The organism is Bradyrhizobium sp. Rc3b, assembly GCF_900114915.1.
Taxonomy (GTDB): Bacteria; Pseudomonadota; Alphaproteobacteria; order Rhizobiales; family Xanthobacteraceae; genus Bradyrhizobium.
The window spans coordinates 89,475-106,924 of record NZ_FOUS01000007.1 but is presented as its reverse complement, the minus strand read 5'-3'; the positions used below and the strand labels follow the sequence as shown (position 1 = coordinate 106,924).

Here is a 17,450-nt window from a genome sequence, read left to right as displayed (position 1 = left end):
GCCGAGCGTTGCTTGTAGAGTTGATGGATATTTGCCGTGCTTAACACTATTGAATTCGGCGGCCGTTCGGTCGCGCTATGATGTGTTTTCCTTTGGGGGTTTCCCATGTTTGATCCGGCCACGACCGCGCTTCTGCGCGCCGTACTCGACGAGGTCTGCGAGGACATCTCGCGTTTGGAAACCGGTGCGCGCACGCGCGTCGCTTCGCGAATTCTGGAAGCCGCCGCAAACGGCGACATCGCCGCAGACAGCCTGAAGCAGGTCGGCCGCGAAGCGCTTCACGACGCGCCGACCATGTGGCGATAGCGCGGGGCGCGGAGGCGTGAACTTCCAGGTCACGGTACTCAAGATCCTGGTGAGCTATCCCGATGGATTCGCCGTCGTGGCGGACCTCAAGCGCGACATGGCGATCCTGGCGACGAGCGGGCGGGACTGGGCCGAGCGAACCAAGCGCCTCGCCGCACGCATGCCCGACCTCGATATCTTTTCGCAGGCGCTCGTCGAGCGCCTTAATGGCGGATGGAGGATTACCGAGAAGGGCCGGGCGGTGCTTGACTTCATGGAGAACAGGTCGTCCGGGCCGCAGCGAGAACGCGATGCTTCGGTCGAAGATCTCGCGACCGCAGGACCAGCGCCTAGACTTCTCGCCTCTACAAGAGTCGACCGCAGCCAGCGCCTGCAGCGCCGCCGCGCAGCGCGAGCGCGTGCGAAGGCGTCCTGAGTACGCTCTTCGTCTAGGACCGGGAAAAACCGGAAACTTTCCGAAGCGCCTTGAGTTGGCAGCGACTAGGTTCGTCTCCGGAGAGTGAGCATGGCCGACGACGTCGTCTTGAAGAACGCCACGGATACGGCCTGGACCGTGTATCGGGCGCGACACCCTGATGTCGACGCGCATGATGGCCGGCGCTGCCTCATGGAGCGCCATCTGCATCGGAGATGGGAAGAGCGACAGAGCGATACCGAAGAACTCGCCACCTTCGGGTTAGCGTACCTGTACCGGCTCCCCAGAGACGAATGTTGACGAGCATGAAAATGCTTGTCACGCGCGTTGCCAACGGAAGCACAAGGCCGAGTTGGACCCTGCTCGCGATCTCCTTCCTCATTTCGGCGTTCATCGTGGTCGGCTTGCGCGTCGCGGTCGGACTCTAGTTCGATGCGGATCGCCCAGCTTGCCCCGTTGGCGGAGAGCGTCCCTCCGAAGCTGTACGGTGGCACCGAGCGGGTGATCGCCTGGCTGGTGGACGAACTGGTCGACCTCGGCCATGACGTCACCCTGTTCGCAAGCGGCGATTCCAGAACGAAAGCCAAGCTTCACGCGGTGTGGCCGCGCGCGCTGCGCCTGGGGCGGCGCGGTGTCGACGCCAACGCCGCCTGCTCGTTGCTGATCGAGGCCGTCGCTGAACGTGCGCGCGAATTCGACGTCATTCATTCCCACGTCGACTGGCTGCCGCTGCCGGTGCTGAGCAGGACCGGCGTGCCGTTTCTGACGACGATGCACGGCCGGCTGGACCTTCCGGGCTTGCCCGACGTGATTGGAACGTTCGCCGACGCTCCTTTCGTCTCCATCTCGGACAACCAGTGTCGTCCGCTTCCCGGCGCTAACTGGATCGCGACGATTCAGCACGGATTGCCCAAGGACCTGTTTCGCCCCTCCTACGAAGCCGGGTCATACCTGGCTTTTCTCGGGCGGCTGACGGCGGAGAAGGGGCCGGAAGCTGCTATACGCATCGCCCGCGCCGTCCGGATGCCGCTCCGGATCGCGGCCAAGATACCCCGAGCTGAGACGGCCTACTTCAAGAAGAAGCTCGAGCCCGAGATCGATGGCGAGACGATCCGGCTGGTCGGTGAGGTGGACGAAATCCGGAAGCAATCTTTCCTCGCTGGGGCCGCCGCCTTGCTGTTTCCGATCGACTGGCCGGAGCCGTTCGGCCTCGTCATGATCGAGGCGATGGCGTGCGGGACACCCGTGATTGCCTACCGCTCCGGATCGGTGCCGGAAGTCGTCGAGGACGGCGTCACCGGCCTCATCGTGGACGGCGAAGAGCAGGCGATCGAAGCGGTAAAGGAAGTCGCCCTACTGGACCGAAGAAGGGTTCGCGCAAGGTTCGAAGAGCGCTTCGTCGCGAGCCGGATGGCCAAGGAGTACGAGAGCCGCTACCGCGAGTTGGCCGCTTGCGGAAGACGTCGGGCGTGACCCGGTCCCATTGAGCGCGAAGGATTCGCGAACGGAGCCTCGTTTCGATGCCTGCCGGAACGGCTTCAGTCTCTGGTCGTTGAGTTGCCGAACAGGAGGCCGGCATGAAAATGACCCTTTCCGCAGCAGCTTTCGCTTTCCTTGCAACGCGGGCTCTCGCGGGCGAAGCGCCTTCTCAGCAACCAAAGGTCCAGCAGGTGCGGGAGTCCGGGATTGAAGCGGCCGACTGCTCGAAGCAGGTGTGGCCACATCTCTCGGATGCCTGCCTCCGTTCCGAACGTAGGGGCGTTTCCGTCCGCGTGGTCACCACAGCGTCGGTAGGAGCGCGAACAGCGAAAGCCGAATCTTCCCCGAGTTCCGGCATCGGGAACAAGCGGCAATTCCGGGCGTTGGGGCTGGCATCCGAACGGATACAGTTCTCAGTTGGAGGAGATAAATCGATGAAAAGCATTCTTGCCGTGGCTCTGCTCGGCACCGCCATGATCGGCGGCGCGGCCATAGCCCAATCCACTCAACCGGCGGATCGCGCTGCGCCGGCTGTCACCACTCACACGACCGACGCGAAGTTAGCGTTCAAGGGTAACTGGCGCGCTTCGAAGCTCATGGGGCTGAACGTCTACAACGAGAACAACGAGAAGCTCGGCGACATCAACGAGCTGCTCGTCGACAAGAGCGGCAAGATCAACGCGGTGGTGATCGGAATCGGCGGCTTCCTGGGCATGGGCGAACACGACATCGCCGTCTCCATGGACAAATTGAAGTTCATCGAGGAGCCTGTCCGGACAAGCTCGACCAGCACCACCACCACTTCACGCGACACGACCACCGGCGCGGCTTCGACCAACACGACGAGCCGCAACGCGAACGATTGGGTCCCCGACCACGCCGTCATGAGCGGCAACAAGGAGCAGCTGAAGGCGCTCCCGCAGTTCAAGTATTCGGACTACAACTGACGGTACCAAGCGTTCTCGGATTGAGGGCCTCCATCGGAGGCCCTTTTTCTCTGGGCTAGTATGAACTTGGCCAAAGAAAAACGGCCCGCCCGGGCTGCCGGGCGGGCCGTTTGTGCGGAAGTCCATTAGCTCAGTGCATATGAACCAGGAAATAGCCGACGCCGCCAACAACGAGGACGGCAGGAACGGACCACAGAATCAATACGGGCATTTTCTCCTCCAATTGCTGTCAGTACGCTTCGCAGGCCTCCTTCGGCCTACGAATGTTCGCTTACTGCTCGGTGCAGACCTTGGTGGTTTTCACGGCGGATTCCGCCTCGACCTTGGTCTTGTAGACGCCGTTGCCCACGACCGTCGTGGTGGTGGTCGTCGGCTTGGTGTCGACAACGGTGCACTTCTTAGTGGTCGCGTCGCGGACGATGTAGAACTCGGCGGCGCTGGCGGCCTGGGTGCCGAGGGCGAAAGCGGCGAGGGCGCCGCAAACGATCAGCTTCTTCATGATGTCCTCCTCAAAAGATGCGTAAGTAGTCATTGCCAACGAGAGGGCGCAATCGAAGTTCCGATTGTTCCCGAGTAGCCGAGAGGACGTGTCATTTCGCTACAGCGACATCCTCGGCCTCAGGAAAGAAATGCACGCAACCCCGATGCCGAGTTTTCCCGATTCGGAACCGCGCATCGCGTCAAGGGTTGATCGACGTCCGCATTGAGGAGGTTTCAGATGAACAAGCGTTTATTCTTGGCTACCACCGCTGCAGTCGCCCTCGCGAGTTCGGCCTTCGCGCAGTCCTCTCCGAGCACGTCGAGCTCCAATCCGCCCGCCACCCAGCGTCAGCAGGATTCGACATCGACCCCGCCCTCCAGCTCGTCCTCGGGATCCTCGCAGAGCAATTCTTCGACGAATTCGGCCCAGACCCAGTCTCCGTCTAGCGGTCAGACCGCCGCTGGGCAGTCCTCCCATTCCGGGACCGGGATAAACACGACGCAGGCGCCGGCCTCGAACAATCCGACCAACCAGGCCCAGACCAATCAGCCATCGGGCCAAACCACGACGCCCTCCAACCAGGCGCAGACCAAATCTCCGTCGAATACGAACACCCAGACGCAGAACGCCAATCCGCCTGCCTCGAACACCAACCAGGCGCAGTCGCCGTCGGGTAGCGGTTCGACCAACACCGCCCAGCAGCCGAACACTCAGCAGAACACGGCAGATCGTTCGTCGAACACCAACGTGAATGCCTCGGTGAATATCAACGATCAGCAGCGGACCCGTATCAGCGCGTCGATTTCGCATCTGAACGTGCAGCCGCTCACCAACGTGAACTTCTCATTGTCGGTTGGCACGGTCGTGCCTCGCGACGTCCGCCTGCAGCCGCTGCCGGCCGATGTCGTCGAGATCGTGCCGCAGTATCGCGGCTACAACTTCGTCCTGGTGAAGGACGAGATCGTGATCGTCGAGCCGTCGACCTACAAGATCGTGACGGTCCTGCCGTACTCCGGCCGTTCGACGGCCGCCGCTCCGGCGCGGACGGAGCAGCGCAAGACGACTTTCACTGACCGCGATCGTGAGGTGATCCGCAAGCACGCCAAGGCGCGTCCGGTCGAGCGCGAGAAGCGGGTCACCACCGGCAGCTCGGTTCGGACCGAAATCCGCACTGGAGCGCGCGTGCCGGAGGGCGTGGAGATCGAGGCCTTCCCGGAGGAGGTCTATCGCGAAGCGCCGACGCTTCGTGAATACCGGTACATCAACCGCGACAGCCGCACCTACATCGTCGAACCGGGTGATCGTCGCATTATTGAAGAGATCGACTGAGTTCGCAAAGAGGAGAAACGACCATGAAGACAATCGCACTTGGCGCCGCGGCCGCGGCGCTGCTGGGATCGGCGGCGGTCGCCGCTCCGCTTAATCCGACCGTTATCGGCTCGGCGGAAGTCTCGGGCATCGACCAGGTCCGCCTGGTCTGCAACGAATACGGTCGCTGCTACCGCACCCGCGGCCCTCGTTACGTTCAGCGCTACTACGGTGGCGATGACGGATACGTGGTTCGCCGCAGCTACGGCTACTACGGTGGGCCTGGCTATTACGATCGCGGCTACGGCTACTACGGCGGTGGTCCGAGCATCGGGTTCAGCTTCGGCACCCGGAGCTGGTGAACCAGACAAAGGGCCGCTCGAAGAGCGGCCCTTTCGCTGGCAATCTTGGGTAAACAATGTCCGCTCTTGCAAACCTGATAGTACAGAAAGAGCAATTGCTGGCGCGACTCGAAGCTCATCCCGGCCCCAATGAGCGAGCTGAAATTCAGGCGCTGCTCGCCAAGATTGAAACCGCTCTCAAGCTACTGGAGCCAGAGGGCACTCCTCTGACGAGCGGCAAATAGCGAGACTCACCCAGGGTTTGAGGCGATGACGATGATGCGATTAGTTGCTAACTTGACGGCGGGTTGTCTAACCCTCGCCTATGCCGGTTACACCGAGGCGCGCTCCTATCCATTACACGCCTTCGATGGTGTGTGGCACCTGATCTTCGAGACGCGGTCCGGATCTTGCGATGCAAGCTACAATTTCGACGTGAACATCTCGAATGGCAACATCTCTCATCCAAACCTTGTCAGATTTCGGGGGCGCGTATCGAGAACCGGCGCAGTGCGCGCTTCTGTAACCGTTCAGGACAAGCATGCCGCTGGCGCCGGCAGATTGGCACCGACAAGTGGAACGGGATCTTGGAGTGGCTATTCCGGCGCTGCTAGGTGCAGCGGAGTCTGGAAGGCGACCAAGGTCTAGAAAGAGTTGTTGCTTCCACTGGAAGAGGACCCTCCGATGCTCCACTTTTCTGCACTCCGTCCGCCTCAAGCACGCGGGCGCGAAGCCTTTTCAATTCGGATAATTGAGACGTGAGCTGTTCAAGACGCGCATGCAGCACAGTGGCGTCAACCGCAAGACCATGGTGTTCACGCATTTCGTGTAACCCCAACCAAGCTTTGGAACAAACTTGGATCATAGCCCGTCGCTGGGCCAATCGGGAAAATGATGCAATCGCGACTCAAACCGCACGACATTGTTCCAGCATCTACATATGTGAATCGCACGTTGCCATACCCGAAATTTAGTCGGCGGATCCAACAGGTGCAGCGCTAAGTGCAGCTAGATCGTTCCGTGGCGCGGCGCGACGGCAGGGCGCCACCAGTCACCAGCCAGATGTTTAAGAGCTGCCGCGCAATCAGGGGGAGAGGGGCATCTAGGAACTTCGCTACAATGCGTAATCGGCATTCCCTTTCGCTCGAAGACGTTCAGGGTTGCAGCCGCGAGAGGAGACGTTGTCGATCCTGATCTCGACTTCGCTGCTCTTGGCGCATCCGTTCAAGTTCGGCTTCGGCTTTGGCTGTGTCCTGGCCTTGGCGCTTAAAATCTACAATCAGAGCCTCTTGCTCCGCGAGCCGTCGTTCTCCTTCGACCACATCGCGCTCGATCCGCCTCAACTCGTCAAATAGTGCAGTCTTCTCCATCACGCTTCGACGCGACCGTGTTGCGGTTGCATGTCTGCAGAGCGGAAGCACGCAGCAATCACTTTTAACCCAGCCAACTCCTCGAACGTTCCGACTAATTGCCACCGTTCCCGAAGATCCGACACGTGCATCGTCAGCTCTCGTCCTGCGTAATGACCGTGTCCGCAACGGTTGAGGTGGTCGCCGCGCCGTCCCATGGCAAAAGCAGCGATCTCTCCTAAAGGAAGCTTTCTGGCCTGCCTCTCTCAGGGTACCAGTTCGCTCCGTTCAGGGGTGCTCACGAAAAAGAACCGCGAGAAGCGCGGCCGATAGCAACGCTAGCCAGAGCAGCGTCACAACAATAGAGGCGAAGTGCCAATCTACGTCGCGGCGGCTGGCTCGCATTGTATCTCCCTTCGGAGGGCTTGCGTCGACTACCTCAGCGATCCTTGTCGGGCTTGCCATTCGGGCTGCCGTCCCCGCCGCCGTTGCCTTTGCCGTTGTTGCCGCTAGGGCCGGCCGAGCTGGCGCCGGATTTTGCAATTGCGTCAGACGTGAGAGAGGTGGACAGCAGGAGGGTAATGGCGGGAGGTGTCACGGCGGCGAACTTGCCGCAAGTCTTGAGGAACTCGCGGCGGTCGTCGTCTTCCGAGCTGTTCATGACGTTCACTCTCACAATTTATTTAATTTATTCCACTGCCAATATTAAATCAGCCTATTAAATTAAGTTCCAGTGCAAGAAGGCGTGGCGAGTTAGCGCAGGTTACGGCGTAAGCTGTTGCCGTGCGTGAGACCGGAGTGTCATGGGCGACTGTGTAGGCACAGCCCGGGCGCGTTGCTCCGCGGAGATAGGCACGTTCGCGGATTTGCGCGTGGCAAACAGGCGATGGCCGAGATGATCTCTCGGCACGCGGCGCGGCAGCGGCGACCGCCACGCTCCAAGCCTGGTCGTTCGGCCGCTGATTGAGAGCTAGAGAGCCGGAGGGTCGTCTTCACCTTAGGGGGTGATGCGTTTGTTCCAGCGCTCGGCCGCCTGTCTAACGGTCGGCGCATTGGGCCCGAAAGCTGAACATTCTTTACATACTACGAATTTTGGATCGATGTCGCCGTTGATCCAAACCTCCGAACCGCCGCAGAAAGGACAGCGCCGCAGCGATTGTACAGACATCGGGAATCCGCGCAGCGGATCGATAGCTGCGCTGTCGCTAGGCTTCTTAGGCATCTTAACGCGAGCGTTCAGGACAGTAGTTCTGGGCCGATGTCGACGACCTCGATGAAATGATGAGCGACGTCGCGATTGAAGCCGATGAAGTCCCACTTCGCGCCGTCGCCTCCGCAAGTAGCGCCGGTGAAGCGTGCCGGCTGCCACTCGGGAGTTTTCGTGCTTGAGCCGACAAGGACCCAATAGAAGCGACCTGGAAGCAGCTGTGTGACGTCAATCATGGAATCATTTGCAGACCCTCGCTCACGCCGCTGCGCAACGTTCGGTCGAGCGCAGACGCATGGGCTTGCCGCCCGGCGGGTTTGGGTTGCGCGGACCGTTTCTGTCTAGCGCGCGTAGCGCTTCCAGAACCTCGTCGATATGAACCGGCGCCTTTAGTCCGTCCGGCGAGCGTAACGCTGGACAGGACGCGATCGCCGAAGCATCAGAGGCCCATGACGCAAGGATGGCCCGCTTCTCGGCCAGACTCAAATTCGGGTCAGCGACGACCTCGCCCGGATGCGAGAACACCGCGCCGGGGTGAAGAAGAGCATTGAAATCGAAGACGTTGTCGCGTGCGGGCGTCGTCCGCATGGCTAACCTCCCATCATAAGACGCATTAAGGTGGCCGCGCGGGAGCACCCGCGCGGCGACGATCGGAACCCAGCCGCGGGTAGGTCAGGCGGCCTTGCCCTCGATCTGCTTGACTTGCCCGGCGCTTGCGCCAGCGATGGCGATGCGCCGCGGCTTCATGGCCTCGGGAATCTCGCGTTGAAGCTCGATGACCAACAGACCGTTCTCGAAGTGCGCGCCTTTGACCTCGACGTGGTCAGCCAGGGTGAACTGGCGCTTGAACGACCGTGTCGACATTCCGCGATGCAGAAAAGTCTTCTCGTCCTTCTCGGCCTTATGGCCTTCCAACGTCAGGACATTCTGCTCCATCGTAAGGCCCACCTCGTCCGGTGAGAAGCCGGCGAGCGCCACCGAGATTTGGAAGCGGTTCTCGTCGAGCCGCTCGATGTTATAGGGGGGATAGGTCTCTTCGGCGGTCCGCTGGACCTCGTCGAGAACGTCAAACAGGTGGTCGAACCCAATGGTCGACCTCCACAGCGGAGTCCAATCATACCTCATAGCCAAATCCTCCAAAGAGCAAGTTGGGTACGAGCTGGCCCCGGACACCTTCCGGCGCCCGCCTTGATTGCGGGGCCCCGAAGGCGCCCCGGCCGCCATGTCTGCGGCGATCAAAAAAATCTGCCACGAGCAAAAAAGTTTCAAGAGGGTGACGAAAATTTTAGCGGCGTAACGGCGGTCTGGTTAAGCGTTGTTGTCGTGCAAGTTAAATCCGTTTCGCTGTGCTCGATGACCGCTTGGGGTCAAAGGCTCCCCTCGGCAGCTACACGACGGCGTTCCGGTCAGCCCTTGGAAGCGGACCGTGCGAGGCCAAGAGGGGAGGCCAGCCACGGGCCAACAGCGGAAGTCAGTACTGGCGGGACTGAAAAGGCCCCAACCGAGGCGGCCTCAATGCAGCTTGTGCGCCAGTTTTCTGATGATCTCGCGGAGGTCGGCGGCGTAGTCCTCGATGATGCGCCGCGCCTCGTCCAAGCGGGATGGCTTGGGTTCCTTATCCTCAGTCGGTTTGTTGGGATCGGGCTGCCCCGATGGTCCTGCCCAGAAGCCGGTACCGCTTGCGATAGATCAAGGGATGGCGGGTAACTGAGGCGGCCTTACTCCTTTGGACGGCTTGGGGTGCCAGACGATCGGCGCCGACAATCTTAGCAATTCCTCTGAGCGCGCCAGCGCCTGTCGGGACCGGCGCCGCAACTCGTGCGTCATGGCTTCTTTGACGCGGTTTCGGCCCATGCGGGGCTTTGATGGAATCACGTAGCCATTCCCGGTCATCTGGCGACGTTGGACTTCACTCCAGGGCGAACTGGGAGCTTAACTCATGTAAAGATACGAGACATGCTCCGACGCGCGGTCGGCTCACAACGACGCTTGCGTCTACTCCGCCCGGGCTTTGATCTCGGGCAAGGGCGGCTTCCGTTCGAATGGTTTCTTTTTCGGGGGAGCCGGGAGTAATCCCTCCCTGATCGCCTGCTTTCGGGCGAGCTTGCGAGCGCGACGAACAGCCTCTGATTTTTCGCGAGTCTTTCTCTCAGAAGGCTTTTCGTACGAACGGCGCTGCTTCATCTCCCGGAAGACGCCTTCGCGTTGCATCTTCTTCTTGAGAACACGAAGTGCCTGCTCAACATTGTTGTCTCTAACGAGTACCTGCAAATTGATGCTCCCGGGCTGCTAATGCGACACGTCCTGCAGGCAGCCAATTGCGCAGGAGCTTCGTTCTGATCTGGAAGAGATCGTACGGCGTGTTCGTCGCAGCTCGGCCGAGTCATTCGTCCGTGAGGGCGAGCAGTCTTGAAGCCAGAACGTGAGCACCGCTGTGCAGCGCTGTCAATCGGTTACGTTGTGCCAACATGAGTGGACAGGCGCGGCGCAAGTTCATTGGAACAGAGGAAGACGGTTGCGACAAAACAAACTGGCTTCGCTCCTTGCAAACTCGTAAAGGTAGTATATATTGAATTTGTTCGATCAGCCGCTGTGCCTTGTTGAATGCGCCCGCGGGCTCCTTTTCCAAAGACATCGACGAAGTTGAAGATAACCGCCTGATTGTCAGGCGGGATGCGCTTGCGCGCTTTGGAGAAGAGAATGACGACAGGTACGGTCAAGTGGTTCAACGGCCAGAAGGGCTTTGGATTCATTCAACCCAACGACGGCGGCAACGATGTGTTCGTTCACATCAGCGCCGTTGAACGAGCTGGCCTCGCCGGCCTCGCAGAGGGCCAAAAGGTCAACTTCGAGACCAAGACTGATAAGATGCGAGGCAAAGTCAGCGCCGAGAACCTCTCGCTGGCTTGATATCGTGCTGCCGTTTCACGGATGTACTGAAACGGTGTCTCTGCCCGCTCGATCCCAGGATTGAGCGGGTTTTGGTCGTTTACGGAGCCGGGTGAACGATGATCACGAAGAAAACGGCGGAATTGTCACCCGAAAGCGTCGCACGTTTCGAACGCAAGCGCCTGGCCGCAGAAGAAGGGGCGCGGGCGTTGGCCGATGTACAGAGGCGAGGCATCGAAGTTCGCAAGAACATGGCACGCCTCCGAGAGGCCCGTGAGGCAAAGGAAGCGGAGGAAGCTCGTCTGACGCCCGAGCCGACTCTGAAGAAGCGTTCGAAGAAACAGGCGCGATAGTCGTGCTCGACGCTGCCGGCGAAACTCGACGAGCCGGTCAAATGCCGGAGACTGCAGATCGTGCCTAGGATCAAGCCGGATCACGGAACCATCATCTTCTTTCTGGCCTCCGGCGCAGATCGGCATTTGTGCCGGCTTGCCACGACATTCAGCACCCAGAAGCAGGCATTCAGCTATCTCCAGAAGCACCGAACGGAGTTTGAGCGTCAGGCGAGGGCACGTCTTGCTTCGGGCGAGCTCGAGAATGGAATTGTCGTGCTCTCGATGATTTAATTGATTAGGCGCGCTTTCTCGAGAATAAATGTCGCGCGGACAACGACGCTGTTTTTATCCCGAACTTCGATGGCCAGGTCTTCGCTGCTCGATCGAGTTCTCTGGCAATATCAGCAAGAGAAAGAGCTGCCTCGATCTCGGCAGCCCGCAGACTGTGCAGATCCAAGCCTTCTTCGTCAACGGCGAGCGCCTCCCCATGCCGTATGTCGAAGTAAAATCGCGCCACGACTATTGCGCCCAGTCGCGCCGGGCTTGCCGCTCGGCCTCCTTTGCCAGAGGTTCAGCCCTCAGCCGCTTCCTATTCGCGTGAAGAGCCAGTTGAGCCTTCTCGTAATCGGTCGCGTTATTCTGTGACGTTTCCTTGAAAAACTTATTCGCCGCGTCGATCGCGGCCGTTCGATATTGCTGTCTCATCTTTATCCTCAATCTTGTGTAGCGGGTGGCCCGATCTTGGCGGCTCCCCCCGCTCAGATCCCGCTGTTGTTTCTCCGGCGATCGAGCCGCACCCGGTCGAACTCCTCGGGGCCATCGATCAGATCGCCCTTGCGCTTGCGCGGTTGTCTGCCGTCGTCGCCATGTCGCCGATACCATCTATCGTATCGCCAGCCATTTTCCGGGCGCGCCGCTTCTGCCGATCCTGGTGGGTATCGGATGCAAGTCCAAGCTCAACCAGGCGGCTAATCGCTTCGGACAAGCTCGGAAGATCGTTCCGATGCGCCATCCATGCCGTGACGGCTCCTAGCAAGGATTGAGAAGGCCGAAAGCAAACGGTCCGAGCGTCATGGCGCTTGTTTGCGTTCTTCCTCATGTAATCCATTTTTGCCGCAACGCGCCGGGTCAGCGCGGCTAAGAACAAGCCTTAAGCTCCCGATGCGTTCCTAAGGAAATTATCCCTATTCGAGGCGCATCGGTCTCACCGAGCGTTTCGGCCCATGCCGCGGACGTCAGGGAATTTTTTGAGGCTGGGTGGCTCGGATTAGCTCGTCACATGTTTCAACGGTCTTGTGATAGTCGAGCTGGGTCGGGGGTCGTGGAATAGCTTCCAGTTCTCTGAGGTGGCACACATCGAGGAAATGCTTTGCTGCCGGCATTCCGACAACGACCATTTGGTATGTGAGCCAAATGATCAGCCCGGCACCGAGCCAACTCCAAATACTGCCGGCGGCTTTGATCATGTTCCTCAAGCTGAGGCTACGTCGACTAGAGTGCTTAGCAGCACATTGGCCAAGCGCGACGGGCATTTGCATAGCCAAGAAATATGGTCAGGCTCGCCGCGGCGGTCATGGTTTTGGATTTGCTGAAGGCGAGGGGGTCTTCCGCTCCCATGGCCGCTTGCCGTCAGCGTCGCGATCCCAAGGCCGGGCCGCTGTCGAGTTTTTCTCCTCTTCAGCCGCTTTCGCACGGTCAGACTTAACCTGCTCACGGTCTGACAGCGGCAGCTTTTCGGCAATTTGCCCGGCTTGTGCCAACAAAGGGAGGGCCGTGAGTAGGACTGTGGTGAGCAATTTTGTCATTCCCGGCATTTGCAGATCAACTCATCCTTTTCCGGTTTGGATTGCAGCTTAGTGATTGCAATTGTCAGCGCAGATAGCTTGTGCAAGCTGGCGACATTCATCTTCGCGGCGCCTGGAGTCCCGAAGTACCGTTGTCGGACGCCAGCCGCGGGCGACCCCGTAGACTGATGGAGCGCGAAAACGCCATCTCCTTTTTCTTCGCCAGTCCGAAATGCGGCTGCGAGGCAGCATCTTTGGGGATCGGTGCGGTCACTATAACCTTGGCCTTCTTTTCAGCTTCTTGGCTTCGCGGTTGCCGCGTTGCTGTGCCATGTCGCTTTGCTGGGGGTCGAGTTCACCGAGTTCATTCGCCTGCAGCACGCGCCCGCGCGGCGTGCAGACGCGCACGTCCATGGTGCCGTCGCGCAGCAGTTTGCGAGCCAGCCGCAATGCGGCAGTGGCGCTGCTGCGCCCGAGATTGGCGCTGCCGTATTCGTTCGTCCCGCTGACGAGCCAGGGCACGCGCGTGCGTTTAGCCATTGAGCAGGGCCGCCGCGCAGACCAGCAACAAAAGAAACAGCGGAACGATCACCGGCGGGACGATCCACTCTGAGGCGCGAAAGCGCGACATCGCATGCTCCTGCGCGGGCACGACGAGGCGACGCCCTGACGACTGATTTGACGGCGGGAGCGCACGTGACCCTCAGTCACCGGTCGAGGCCGTAGCGGAAGATGCGGTGATGGATCAGAGCCTACGCCTGCCGCGCACCAATAGCGAGGACTAAAACGCCGCGCGACGATAATGCTGGCTATTGCTGCTGAGGAGGCGCATGGTTGCGATCACCGGCGTCGGTTTGGGGCCGCTGTCGCAGCAAGGCAGGCGTGCATGACCATCCGTTCGCGGCGGGCAACCATCGCGTTTAGGCATCCATTCCGCATTCACGGCATCGAGCGCATGCTGCCCGCCGGCGTCTATACGGTGATTACTGACGAGGAGAAGATTGACAGCGATACCGTCTCGGCCTGGCGCCGCGTCGGCACCTCGATCATCGTGCCCGGGGAAGGCGTGCTCGGCTCGGTCGAGATGCTCCCGATCCGCGCGGCCGACCTTGAGGCGGCGGTCGTCGACGACGCGGGCCTCGCCAATGACTGATCATCTCGTCGAGCTCGACAAGCATCGCGGCATGGCCGCGCAGAAGGCGACCGATTTGCGCCGCGCGCTCGCCGACGTCGAGAACAATGTCCGGCAGCTGCGCGAGCGTGAGGCCGATCTCGAAAATCGCCTGATGACAGTGCCCGCCGCGTCCTGGTCCGAAGCCGCGGTGAAGGCGCGTTATTTGCTCAACCTCTATGCCGCCAGCCTGCCGGTCGAGGACACGCGCCACCGCGCGCTGGTCTCCGCGCTGTTCGACGATTTCGCCCGGCTGTCGGAGGAGAGCTGAGGCGATTTCGGCCCCTCAGTTCCCGTCGCCCGCGGGAAGACGCGGACGCGATGCGGGCGGTCGCCTAACTTGCGGCTTGCAGGGCCGCAGCCTTGGCGAAGGCCGTGGGTGAAAGCGGGCTTGCCTCGCCGTAGCTCCAGCGAAGGCGGGGGACAAAGAAGGCAGCGAACCGACCGCACAGGAGCCCGTCATGACCCTCACCAGCGGCCGCTACATCGGCCTCGAATACGACCGTATGATCGTGCTGTTCTCCATGCAGGACGGCCCGCGCGAGATCGGTTGCGCGATCTCGACCTCCGCGATGGACGATCTCGAACGCGGGCCCAAGGTCGCGCCCGAGCACCGCGAAGCCCAGTTCGCCCGCCTGCGCGACCGCATCGAAGCCTGCGCCGCCAGCAAATACCGCGCCTGCGAATTCGAAGGGACGCCACCAGGGATCGTGCTGCGGAGCATTGATTTTCGGGGGTAGGCAGACGAGCCTCGGGCGACTGTTCAGATCGTTCAGGTTACCCAGAAACAGTAATCGATGCAATGGGTCAAAGGCTGCCCTCGTGAGGCAGCACTACCTTGGTCGGCTTACTTCTCCAAAGCGGTCCTCGCGGCGCTCTGGCATAAGGTCAGCAATGGGCCCAGGAGCGGACTTCGGCGGGACAGGGCGTCCAAGGTCTAGAGTCCGCTAAGGGCTGTTATCTAACTCCAGAGCCAATCATGCTCTGACAGCCGTGTTGCCCTTATCCTTTTCCTGCAGGTCGATCTGGGTCGCCGTATCGAGATCGTGTACCAAACGTTCTCGGAAGGGCGTTGCGGTCAAGTCGGTGTTCTTGCCGCAATTAGTCCACGATTGCGCATTTTGAAAGCGACCGAGCACCACGGCGTGGCCGCATCCTAGCTGGAATAAATACTGATCGAACATAGTGATCACTTTGGCCATTGTTGTTTTCCCCCTGCAGCTGATTGAACAACTCTGTCATGATTCTCTGGTCGGTGCGGGTTAATGGGTCTCCGGTTGTTCTCAGCAAGCCGGATCTTCTCTCTCAATCTCTCAAGGACCGCCATTGCTTCAAGCAATCTCACCAGATCGGCGACCATGTGTTTCAGAGTGGGTTTGCGCGGCTTTAGGACTCGAGATTTCTGTTTCATCGCGAAACGGCTCCCTGCCAGGACCGACGGAGATTGGTTGGATCCGCAAGGACCGTGCCACCGGAGTGAGTGCAACCGGGTTTCAGGCAGAGAGCGCTGAACGCGCGAGGACTATCGGGTGGGCGACCCCTTCCATCCATAGGAATGGCGCGGGATCTGGCCAGTGATGTCGACGTCCTTTTCATCAGAGAGACGCCAGGCCGCCACGCCGAAGCAGACGGTCAGAACCACGGCTGTTGCTAGTAGCAGCATCGACAGAAACTGGCTCACAGCTGCACCCCTGAACGTGACGCATGGGAGAGCGACCATGGAACGTCGATTCGGAAAATGCAGATGCGTTGACCTAACGCCGGAATGTCCCCGAGCTTTTGCAGGATAGCGCAAGTAACCCGGATCGCACTCGCTAATCGGTCAAAGCCACGCCGCCCGCCGCGGTAACTTGGTATTCGGTTTCGCCTGAGAACTTGCAAGCATCGCTCGTCCACTGGCTCATCCAGCCGCAGCCGGCAGGCCTAGGTGCCAGAGGGCACCTTTAGTGCTGGCGCGAGCCGTTCTGAAAACGTTGCGGCCTTCGCATCCCGCGCTGCAGAAAGGGCGGCCGAAATAAATGATGAAGATCCGATCGCTGCCAGCGCTACGAGCAAAACACCGAAGATCAAGCTACGCATTCAACCCTCCTTCACGGGCGATAATTCCCTGACGATCGGATCGCATTGTTTCAACATTGCTTCGTGCGACGGCCAAAATGGCTTCGTGTGGAGGGGCCGGTCGCACGAGGCGGGAACTTCTTCGATCGCTCAGTACCGCGGGACGCGAGGTCAAAGAACCCGTCGACTCCCAAGTCGACGGGTTGGGGCTAGCCGTCCTGGCAGCTGATGCCGAGCCCGTCGCAGGTGAGGGCAAATGAATCTTTCGATTTGGAATCTTCGAAGCAGAACCTGGTGCCGATCTCCGCTCGGTCGGTCCACCAAGCGACGTTAGCTCCCTTTGCGATGCGGGAGGCTTCGCCTCGTAGCAGGTCAAGCTGTTTCCCGGCAGCACGAACAATCAGGCAATGCTCTTTGGCCATAAAGGTCTCCAATGGCAATTTGGACGCCGGAAAAATGATCGAGCAAAAAACGGAAAACTTGCGGCGGAGAACAAATCTACTTGGGGATCGGACGCAGCCTAGGCCGCAGCAGGGGACTGCTGCAGCCGGCGCGATGGTCAAAAAAGCCGGGTGAAAAGATCTATATGAAATATGCAGCCAGCCCCGGTGACGCTGACCGTACCGCAGCATTCCTGGGACGCAATATGATCCAATTCACAATTTTCAGCAGGATTAACATGCATCAAGGTCAGGGAAGGCCCGCCGGAGCTGGCGAGCCTTCACCTCTGAGCAGAGCCGCATATACCCCCCACGGCTGGGGGGCGTACCAGAGCGGCGCCTGTGGCTCGGTTCTAAAGCTCCCGTCCCATTGCTGAATGCAGACGGTTCTTCACCTTCACCCAATGCTTCTGCCGACCGCCTCGGTACGGCCGATCGCGGTGCTTGGACACGAGCCCTTCGAGACCCATGCGGCATGCCGCGCGAAACAGCTCCGGCCCGATCTCGCCCCGTTCGAACGGTGCAACGGTGATGCCGTCCGGCCGGCGGGCCAAAAACTGCTCTAGATTGGCCTTGCGCTTGTGGAGGGGTAGCGACCGCAGGTCGTCGCCCCCCATCGCGAGGATATCGAAGGCATAGAGCTGCACTTCATGCTCGTGCTCGCGCGAGTGCAGGGCGTTGAAATCAGAGATGCCGTCTACGCCCAGGATCACAGCCTCGCCATCGATCACGAAGCGCTTTTGCCGGTTCTTAAGGGCCGCTTCAGCAATCCAGGGATAGCGCTTCGTCCAGTCCGTTCCGTTGCGAGAGAGGAGGCGCACGCGCTCGTTCTCCCGGATAACCAGCATCCGGTAGCCGTCGTGCTTCACTTCGTGAATCCAGTCAGGCCCTGACGGGACTTGCTTGGCGGCAGTGGCCAGGCAGAGACATACGCCATACG

The 17,450-nt window shown here is 60.3% G+C and carries 31 protein-coding genes; 15 read left to right on the top strand and 16 right to left on the bottom strand.

From position 1 onward, the window contains the following. Positions 1–105 precede the first annotated feature (105 nt). The 5 genes from BM190_RS17615 to BM190_RS17595 all read left to right on the top strand — a co-directional run bounded on the left by BM190_RS17615 (position 106) and on the right by BM190_RS17595 (position 3,147). Positions 106–306: a hypothetical protein gene (locus BM190_RS17615; protein WP_092257153.1), complete on the top strand. Its 201-nt coding sequence runs from the start codon at positions 106–108 to the stop codon at positions 304–306. 16 nt (positions 307–322) lie between these two features. Further along, the gene (locus BM190_RS17610) at positions 323–721 is read left to right on the top strand and encodes a hypothetical protein (protein WP_092257150.1); all 399 of its coding nucleotides are present in this window, start codon (positions 323–325) and stop codon (positions 719–721) included. 90 nt (positions 722–811) lie between these two features. Next, entirely contained in the window at positions 812–1,021 is a 210-nt protein-coding gene (locus BM190_RS17605) for a hypothetical protein (protein WP_092257148.1), read from the top strand. A gap of 132 nt (positions 1,022–1,153) precedes the next feature. Beyond that, entirely contained in the window at positions 1,154–2,194 is a 1,041-nt protein-coding gene (locus tag BM190_RS17600) for a glycosyltransferase family 4 protein (RefSeq protein WP_092257144.1), read from the top strand. Between the two features lie 440 nt (positions 2,195–2,634). Beyond that, complete coding sequence (locus tag BM190_RS17595; protein ID WP_092257141.1) at positions 2,635–3,147, top strand: PRC-barrel domain-containing protein; 513 nt, start codon at positions 2,635–2,637, stop codon at positions 3,145–3,147. A gap of 271 nt (positions 3,148–3,418) precedes the next feature. On the opposite strand, the gene BM190_RS17590 is transcribed toward BM190_RS17595, so the two are convergent. After that, on the bottom strand, positions 3,419–3,646 hold the full coding sequence (locus tag BM190_RS17590; protein WP_011090370.1) for a hypothetical protein: 228 nt from the start codon (positions 3,644–3,646) through the stop codon (positions 3,419–3,421). A gap of 219 nt (positions 3,647–3,865) precedes the next feature. Between BM190_RS17590 and BM190_RS17585 the strand changes: the two genes are divergently transcribed. The 4 genes from BM190_RS17585 (at position 3,866) to BM190_RS40475 (ending at position 6,632) form a co-directional block, all read left to right on the top strand. Then, positions 3,866–4,957 (top strand): DUF1236 domain-containing protein, encoded by a 1,092-nt coding sequence (locus BM190_RS17585; protein WP_092257138.1) that lies wholly within the window; start codon positions 3,866–3,868, stop codon positions 4,955–4,957. 23 nt (positions 4,958–4,980) lie between these two features. Continuing rightward, positions 4,981–5,298 (top strand): hypothetical protein, encoded by a 318-nt coding sequence (locus tag BM190_RS17580; protein WP_092257136.1) that lies wholly within the window; start codon positions 4,981–4,983, stop codon positions 5,296–5,298. A gap of 56 nt (positions 5,299–5,354) precedes the next feature. Beyond that, the gene (locus BM190_RS40480; RefSeq protein WP_177237133.1) at positions 5,355–5,522 is read left to right on the top strand and encodes a hypothetical protein; all 168 of its coding nucleotides are present in this window, start codon (positions 5,355–5,357) and stop codon (positions 5,520–5,522) included. A 936-nt stretch (positions 5,523–6,458) separates the two neighbouring features. Beyond that, positions 6,459–6,632, top strand: coding sequence for a hypothetical protein (locus BM190_RS40475; RefSeq protein WP_177237132.1), 174 nt, complete (start codon positions 6,459–6,461; stop codon positions 6,630–6,632). Between the two features lie 433 nt (positions 6,633–7,065). Here the strand turns inward: BM190_RS40475 and BM190_RS17570 are convergent, their stop codons facing one another. The 6 genes from BM190_RS17570 to rpsU form a co-directional block, all read right to left on the bottom strand. Continuing rightward, complete coding sequence (locus BM190_RS17570) at positions 7,066–7,287, bottom strand: hypothetical protein (RefSeq protein WP_092257129.1); 222 nt, start codon at positions 7,285–7,287, stop codon at positions 7,066–7,068. 336 nt (positions 7,288–7,623) lie between these two features. After that, complete coding sequence (locus BM190_RS41915; protein ID WP_502687003.1) at positions 7,624–7,794, bottom strand: Lar family restriction alleviation protein; 171 nt, start codon at positions 7,792–7,794, stop codon at positions 7,624–7,626. Positions 7,795–7,862: 68 nt separating this feature from the next. After that, positions 7,863–8,069 (bottom strand): hypothetical protein, encoded by a 207-nt coding sequence (locus tag BM190_RS17560; RefSeq protein ID WP_092257124.1) that lies wholly within the window; start codon positions 8,067–8,069, stop codon positions 7,863–7,865. Positions 8,070–8,091: 22 nt separating this feature from the next. Next, positions 8,092–8,421, bottom strand: a complete 330-nt coding sequence (locus BM190_RS17555; protein WP_092257121.1) for a hypothetical protein — start codon at positions 8,419–8,421, stop codon at positions 8,092–8,094. Positions 8,422–8,505: 84 nt separating this feature from the next. Further along, complete coding sequence (locus BM190_RS17550) at positions 8,506–8,958, bottom strand: Hsp20 family protein (protein ID WP_018320504.1); 453 nt, start codon at positions 8,956–8,958, stop codon at positions 8,506–8,508. 870 nt (positions 8,959–9,828) lie between these two features. After that, entirely contained in the window at positions 9,829–10,104 is a 276-nt protein-coding gene (gene rpsU, locus BM190_RS17545; RefSeq protein ID WP_092257117.1) for a 30S ribosomal protein S21, read from the bottom strand. Positions 10,105–10,533: 429 nt separating this feature from the next. On the opposite strand from rpsU, the gene BM190_RS17540 reads away from it, so the two are divergent. The 3 genes from BM190_RS17540 (at position 10,534) to BM190_RS41760 (ending at position 11,348) form a co-directional block, all read left to right on the top strand. After that, positions 10,534–10,743: a cold-shock protein gene (locus tag BM190_RS17540; RefSeq protein WP_025035182.1), complete on the top strand. Its 210-nt coding sequence runs from the start codon at positions 10,534–10,536 to the stop codon at positions 10,741–10,743. Positions 10,744–10,841: 98 nt separating this feature from the next. Continuing rightward, on the top strand, positions 10,842–11,075 hold the full coding sequence (locus tag BM190_RS17535; RefSeq protein WP_092257114.1) for a transcriptional regulator: 234 nt from the start codon (positions 10,842–10,844) through the stop codon (positions 11,073–11,075). 51 nt (positions 11,076–11,126) lie between these two features. Further along, entirely contained in the window at positions 11,127–11,348 is a 222-nt protein-coding gene (locus tag BM190_RS41760; protein WP_092257112.1) for a hypothetical protein, read from the top strand. A gap of 4 nt (positions 11,349–11,352) precedes the next feature. Here the strand turns inward: BM190_RS41760 and BM190_RS41910 are convergent, their stop codons facing one another. From BM190_RS41910 to BM190_RS17505, 5 genes are all read right to left on the bottom strand, one after another. Beyond that, positions 11,353–11,574: a DUF6894 family protein gene (locus tag BM190_RS41910; RefSeq protein WP_502686998.1), complete on the bottom strand. Its 222-nt coding sequence runs from the start codon at positions 11,572–11,574 to the stop codon at positions 11,353–11,355. 2 nt (positions 11,575–11,576) lie between these two features. Then, positions 11,577–11,762 carry a hypothetical protein gene (locus tag BM190_RS41905; RefSeq protein ID WP_092257109.1) on the bottom strand — a complete coding sequence of 62 codons (186 nt, stop codon included), beginning with the start codon at positions 11,760–11,762 and terminating at the stop codon, positions 11,577–11,579. A 118-nt stretch (positions 11,763–11,880) separates the two neighbouring features. Then, positions 11,881–12,204, bottom strand: coding sequence for a hypothetical protein (locus tag BM190_RS17515; protein WP_092257107.1), 324 nt, complete (start codon positions 12,202–12,204; stop codon positions 11,881–11,883). 88 nt (positions 12,205–12,292) lie between these two features. After that, the gene (locus BM190_RS39610) at positions 12,293–12,523 is read right to left on the bottom strand and encodes a hypothetical protein (protein WP_143109055.1); all 231 of its coding nucleotides are present in this window, start codon (positions 12,521–12,523) and stop codon (positions 12,293–12,295) included. Positions 12,524–13,114: 591 nt separating this feature from the next. Next, positions 13,115–13,381, bottom strand: a complete 267-nt coding sequence (locus tag BM190_RS17505) for a hypothetical protein (RefSeq protein ID WP_244550667.1) — start codon at positions 13,379–13,381, stop codon at positions 13,115–13,117. A 346-nt stretch (positions 13,382–13,727) separates the two neighbouring features. Here BM190_RS17505 and BM190_RS17500 point away from each other — a divergent pair, with 346 nt between their 5' ends. The 3 genes from BM190_RS17500 to BM190_RS17490 all read left to right on the top strand — a co-directional run bounded on the left by BM190_RS17500 (position 13,728) and on the right by BM190_RS17490 (position 14,752). Next, a complete protein-coding gene (locus BM190_RS17500; protein ID WP_092257102.1) occupies positions 13,728–13,994 on the top strand; it encodes a hypothetical protein in 267 nt (88 codons plus the stop codon). Next, a complete protein-coding gene (locus BM190_RS17495; RefSeq protein WP_092257100.1) occupies positions 13,987–14,283 on the top strand; it encodes a hypothetical protein in 297 nt (98 codons plus the stop codon). Before BM190_RS17500 ends, BM190_RS17495 begins: the two co-directional genes overlap by 8 nt. Positions 14,284–14,473: 190 nt before the next feature. After that, positions 14,474–14,752, top strand: a complete 279-nt coding sequence (locus BM190_RS17490; RefSeq protein ID WP_026202373.1) for a DUF1488 family protein — start codon at positions 14,474–14,476, stop codon at positions 14,750–14,752. 237 nt (positions 14,753–14,989) lie between these two features. Here the strand turns inward: BM190_RS17490 and BM190_RS17485 are convergent, their stop codons facing one another. The 4 genes from BM190_RS17485 to BM190_RS17470 all read right to left on the bottom strand — a co-directional run bounded on the left by BM190_RS17485 (position 14,990) and on the right by BM190_RS17470 (position 17,379). Continuing rightward, on the bottom strand, positions 14,990–15,214 hold the full coding sequence (locus BM190_RS17485) for a hypothetical protein (RefSeq protein ID WP_092257097.1): 225 nt from the start codon (positions 15,212–15,214) through the stop codon (positions 14,990–14,992). 721 nt (positions 15,215–15,935) lie between these two features. Beyond that, positions 15,936–16,091 (bottom strand): hypothetical protein, encoded by a 156-nt coding sequence (locus BM190_RS40465; protein ID WP_177237130.1) that lies wholly within the window; start codon positions 16,089–16,091, stop codon positions 15,936–15,938. Between the two features lie 188 nt (positions 16,092–16,279). Beyond that, positions 16,280–16,492, bottom strand: a complete 213-nt coding sequence (locus BM190_RS17475) for a hypothetical protein (RefSeq protein ID WP_092257747.1) — start codon at positions 16,490–16,492, stop codon at positions 16,280–16,282. Positions 16,493–16,863: 371 nt separating this feature from the next. Continuing rightward, the gene (locus BM190_RS17470; RefSeq protein ID WP_349516734.1) at positions 16,864–17,379 is read right to left on the bottom strand and encodes an ATP-dependent DNA ligase; all 516 of its coding nucleotides are present in this window, start codon (positions 17,377–17,379) and stop codon (positions 16,864–16,866) included. Positions 17,380–17,450: the final 71 nt, after the last annotated feature.

Bases quoted from the DNA above. Each gene is read 5' to 3' on its own strand.
- BM190_RS17475 (WP_092257747.1), bottom strand. From the start codon at position 16,492: ATGGCCAAAGAGCATTGCCTGATTGTTCGTGCTGCCGGGAAACAGCTT.
- BM190_RS17535 (WP_092257114.1), top strand. From the start codon at position 10,842: ATGATCACGAAGAAAACGGCGGAATTGTCACCCGAAAGCGTCGCACGT.
- BM190_RS17505 (WP_244550667.1), bottom strand. From the start codon at position 13,381: ATGGCTAAACGCACGCGCGTGCCCTGGCTCGTCAGCGGGACGAACGAA.
- BM190_RS17490 (WP_026202373.1), top strand. From the start codon at position 14,474: ATGACCCTCACCAGCGGCCGCTACATCGGCCTCGAATACGACCGTATG.
- BM190_RS17500 (WP_092257102.1), top strand. From the start codon at position 13,728: ATGACCATCCGTTCGCGGCGGGCAACCATCGCGTTTAGGCATCCATTC.
- BM190_RS40480 (WP_177237133.1), top strand. From the start codon at position 5,355: ATGTCCGCTCTTGCAAACCTGATAGTACAGAAAGAGCAATTGCTGGCG.
- BM190_RS17590 (WP_011090370.1), bottom strand. From the start codon at position 3,646: ATGAAGAAGCTGATCGTTTGCGGCGCCCTCGCCGCTTTCGCCCTCGGC.
- BM190_RS17540 (WP_025035182.1), top strand. From the start codon at position 10,534: ATGACGACAGGTACGGTCAAGTGGTTCAACGGCCAGAAGGGCTTTGGA.
- BM190_RS39610 (WP_143109055.1), bottom strand. From the start codon at position 12,523: ATGATCAAAGCCGCCGGCAGTATTTGGAGTTGGCTCGGTGCCGGGCTG.
- BM190_RS17605 (WP_092257148.1), top strand. From the start codon at position 812: ATGGCCGACGACGTCGTCTTGAAGAACGCCACGGATACGGCCTGGACC.
- BM190_RS17550 (WP_018320504.1), bottom strand. From the start codon at position 8,958: ATGAGGTATGATTGGACTCCGCTGTGGAGGTCGACCATTGGGTTCGAC.
- BM190_RS17495 (WP_092257100.1), top strand. From the start codon at position 13,987: ATGACTGATCATCTCGTCGAGCTCGACAAGCATCGCGGCATGGCCGCG.
- BM190_RS17560 (WP_092257124.1), bottom strand. From the start codon at position 8,069: ATGATTGACGTCACACAGCTGCTTCCAGGTCGCTTCTATTGGGTCCTT.
- BM190_RS41905 (WP_092257109.1), bottom strand. From the start codon at position 11,762: ATGAGACAGCAATATCGAACGGCCGCGATCGACGCGGCGAATAAGTTT.
- BM190_RS17485 (WP_092257097.1), bottom strand. From the start codon at position 15,214: ATGGCCAAAGTGATCACTATGTTCGATCAGTATTTATTCCAGCTAGGA.
- BM190_RS17555 (WP_092257121.1), bottom strand. From the start codon at position 8,421: ATGCGGACGACGCCCGCACGCGACAACGTCTTCGATTTCAATGCTCTT.
- BM190_RS41915 (WP_502687003.1), bottom strand. From the start codon at position 7,794: ATGTCTGTACAATCGCTGCGGCGCTGTCCTTTCTGCGGCGGTTCGGAG.
- BM190_RS17615 (WP_092257153.1), top strand. From the start codon at position 106: ATGTTTGATCCGGCCACGACCGCGCTTCTGCGCGCCGTACTCGACGAG.
- BM190_RS17570 (WP_092257129.1), bottom strand. From the start codon at position 7,287: ATGAACAGCTCGGAAGACGACGACCGCCGCGAGTTCCTCAAGACTTGC.
- BM190_RS17585 (WP_092257138.1), top strand. From the start codon at position 3,866: ATGAACAAGCGTTTATTCTTGGCTACCACCGCTGCAGTCGCCCTCGCG.
- BM190_RS17580 (WP_092257136.1), top strand. From the start codon at position 4,981: ATGAAGACAATCGCACTTGGCGCCGCGGCCGCGGCGCTGCTGGGATCG.
- BM190_RS17595 (WP_092257141.1), top strand. From the start codon at position 2,635: ATGAAAAGCATTCTTGCCGTGGCTCTGCTCGGCACCGCCATGATCGGC.
- BM190_RS17600 (WP_092257144.1), top strand. From the start codon at position 1,154: ATGCGGATCGCCCAGCTTGCCCCGTTGGCGGAGAGCGTCCCTCCGAAG.
- BM190_RS40465 (WP_177237130.1), bottom strand. From the start codon at position 16,091: ATGCGTAGCTTGATCTTCGGTGTTTTGCTCGTAGCGCTGGCAGCGATC.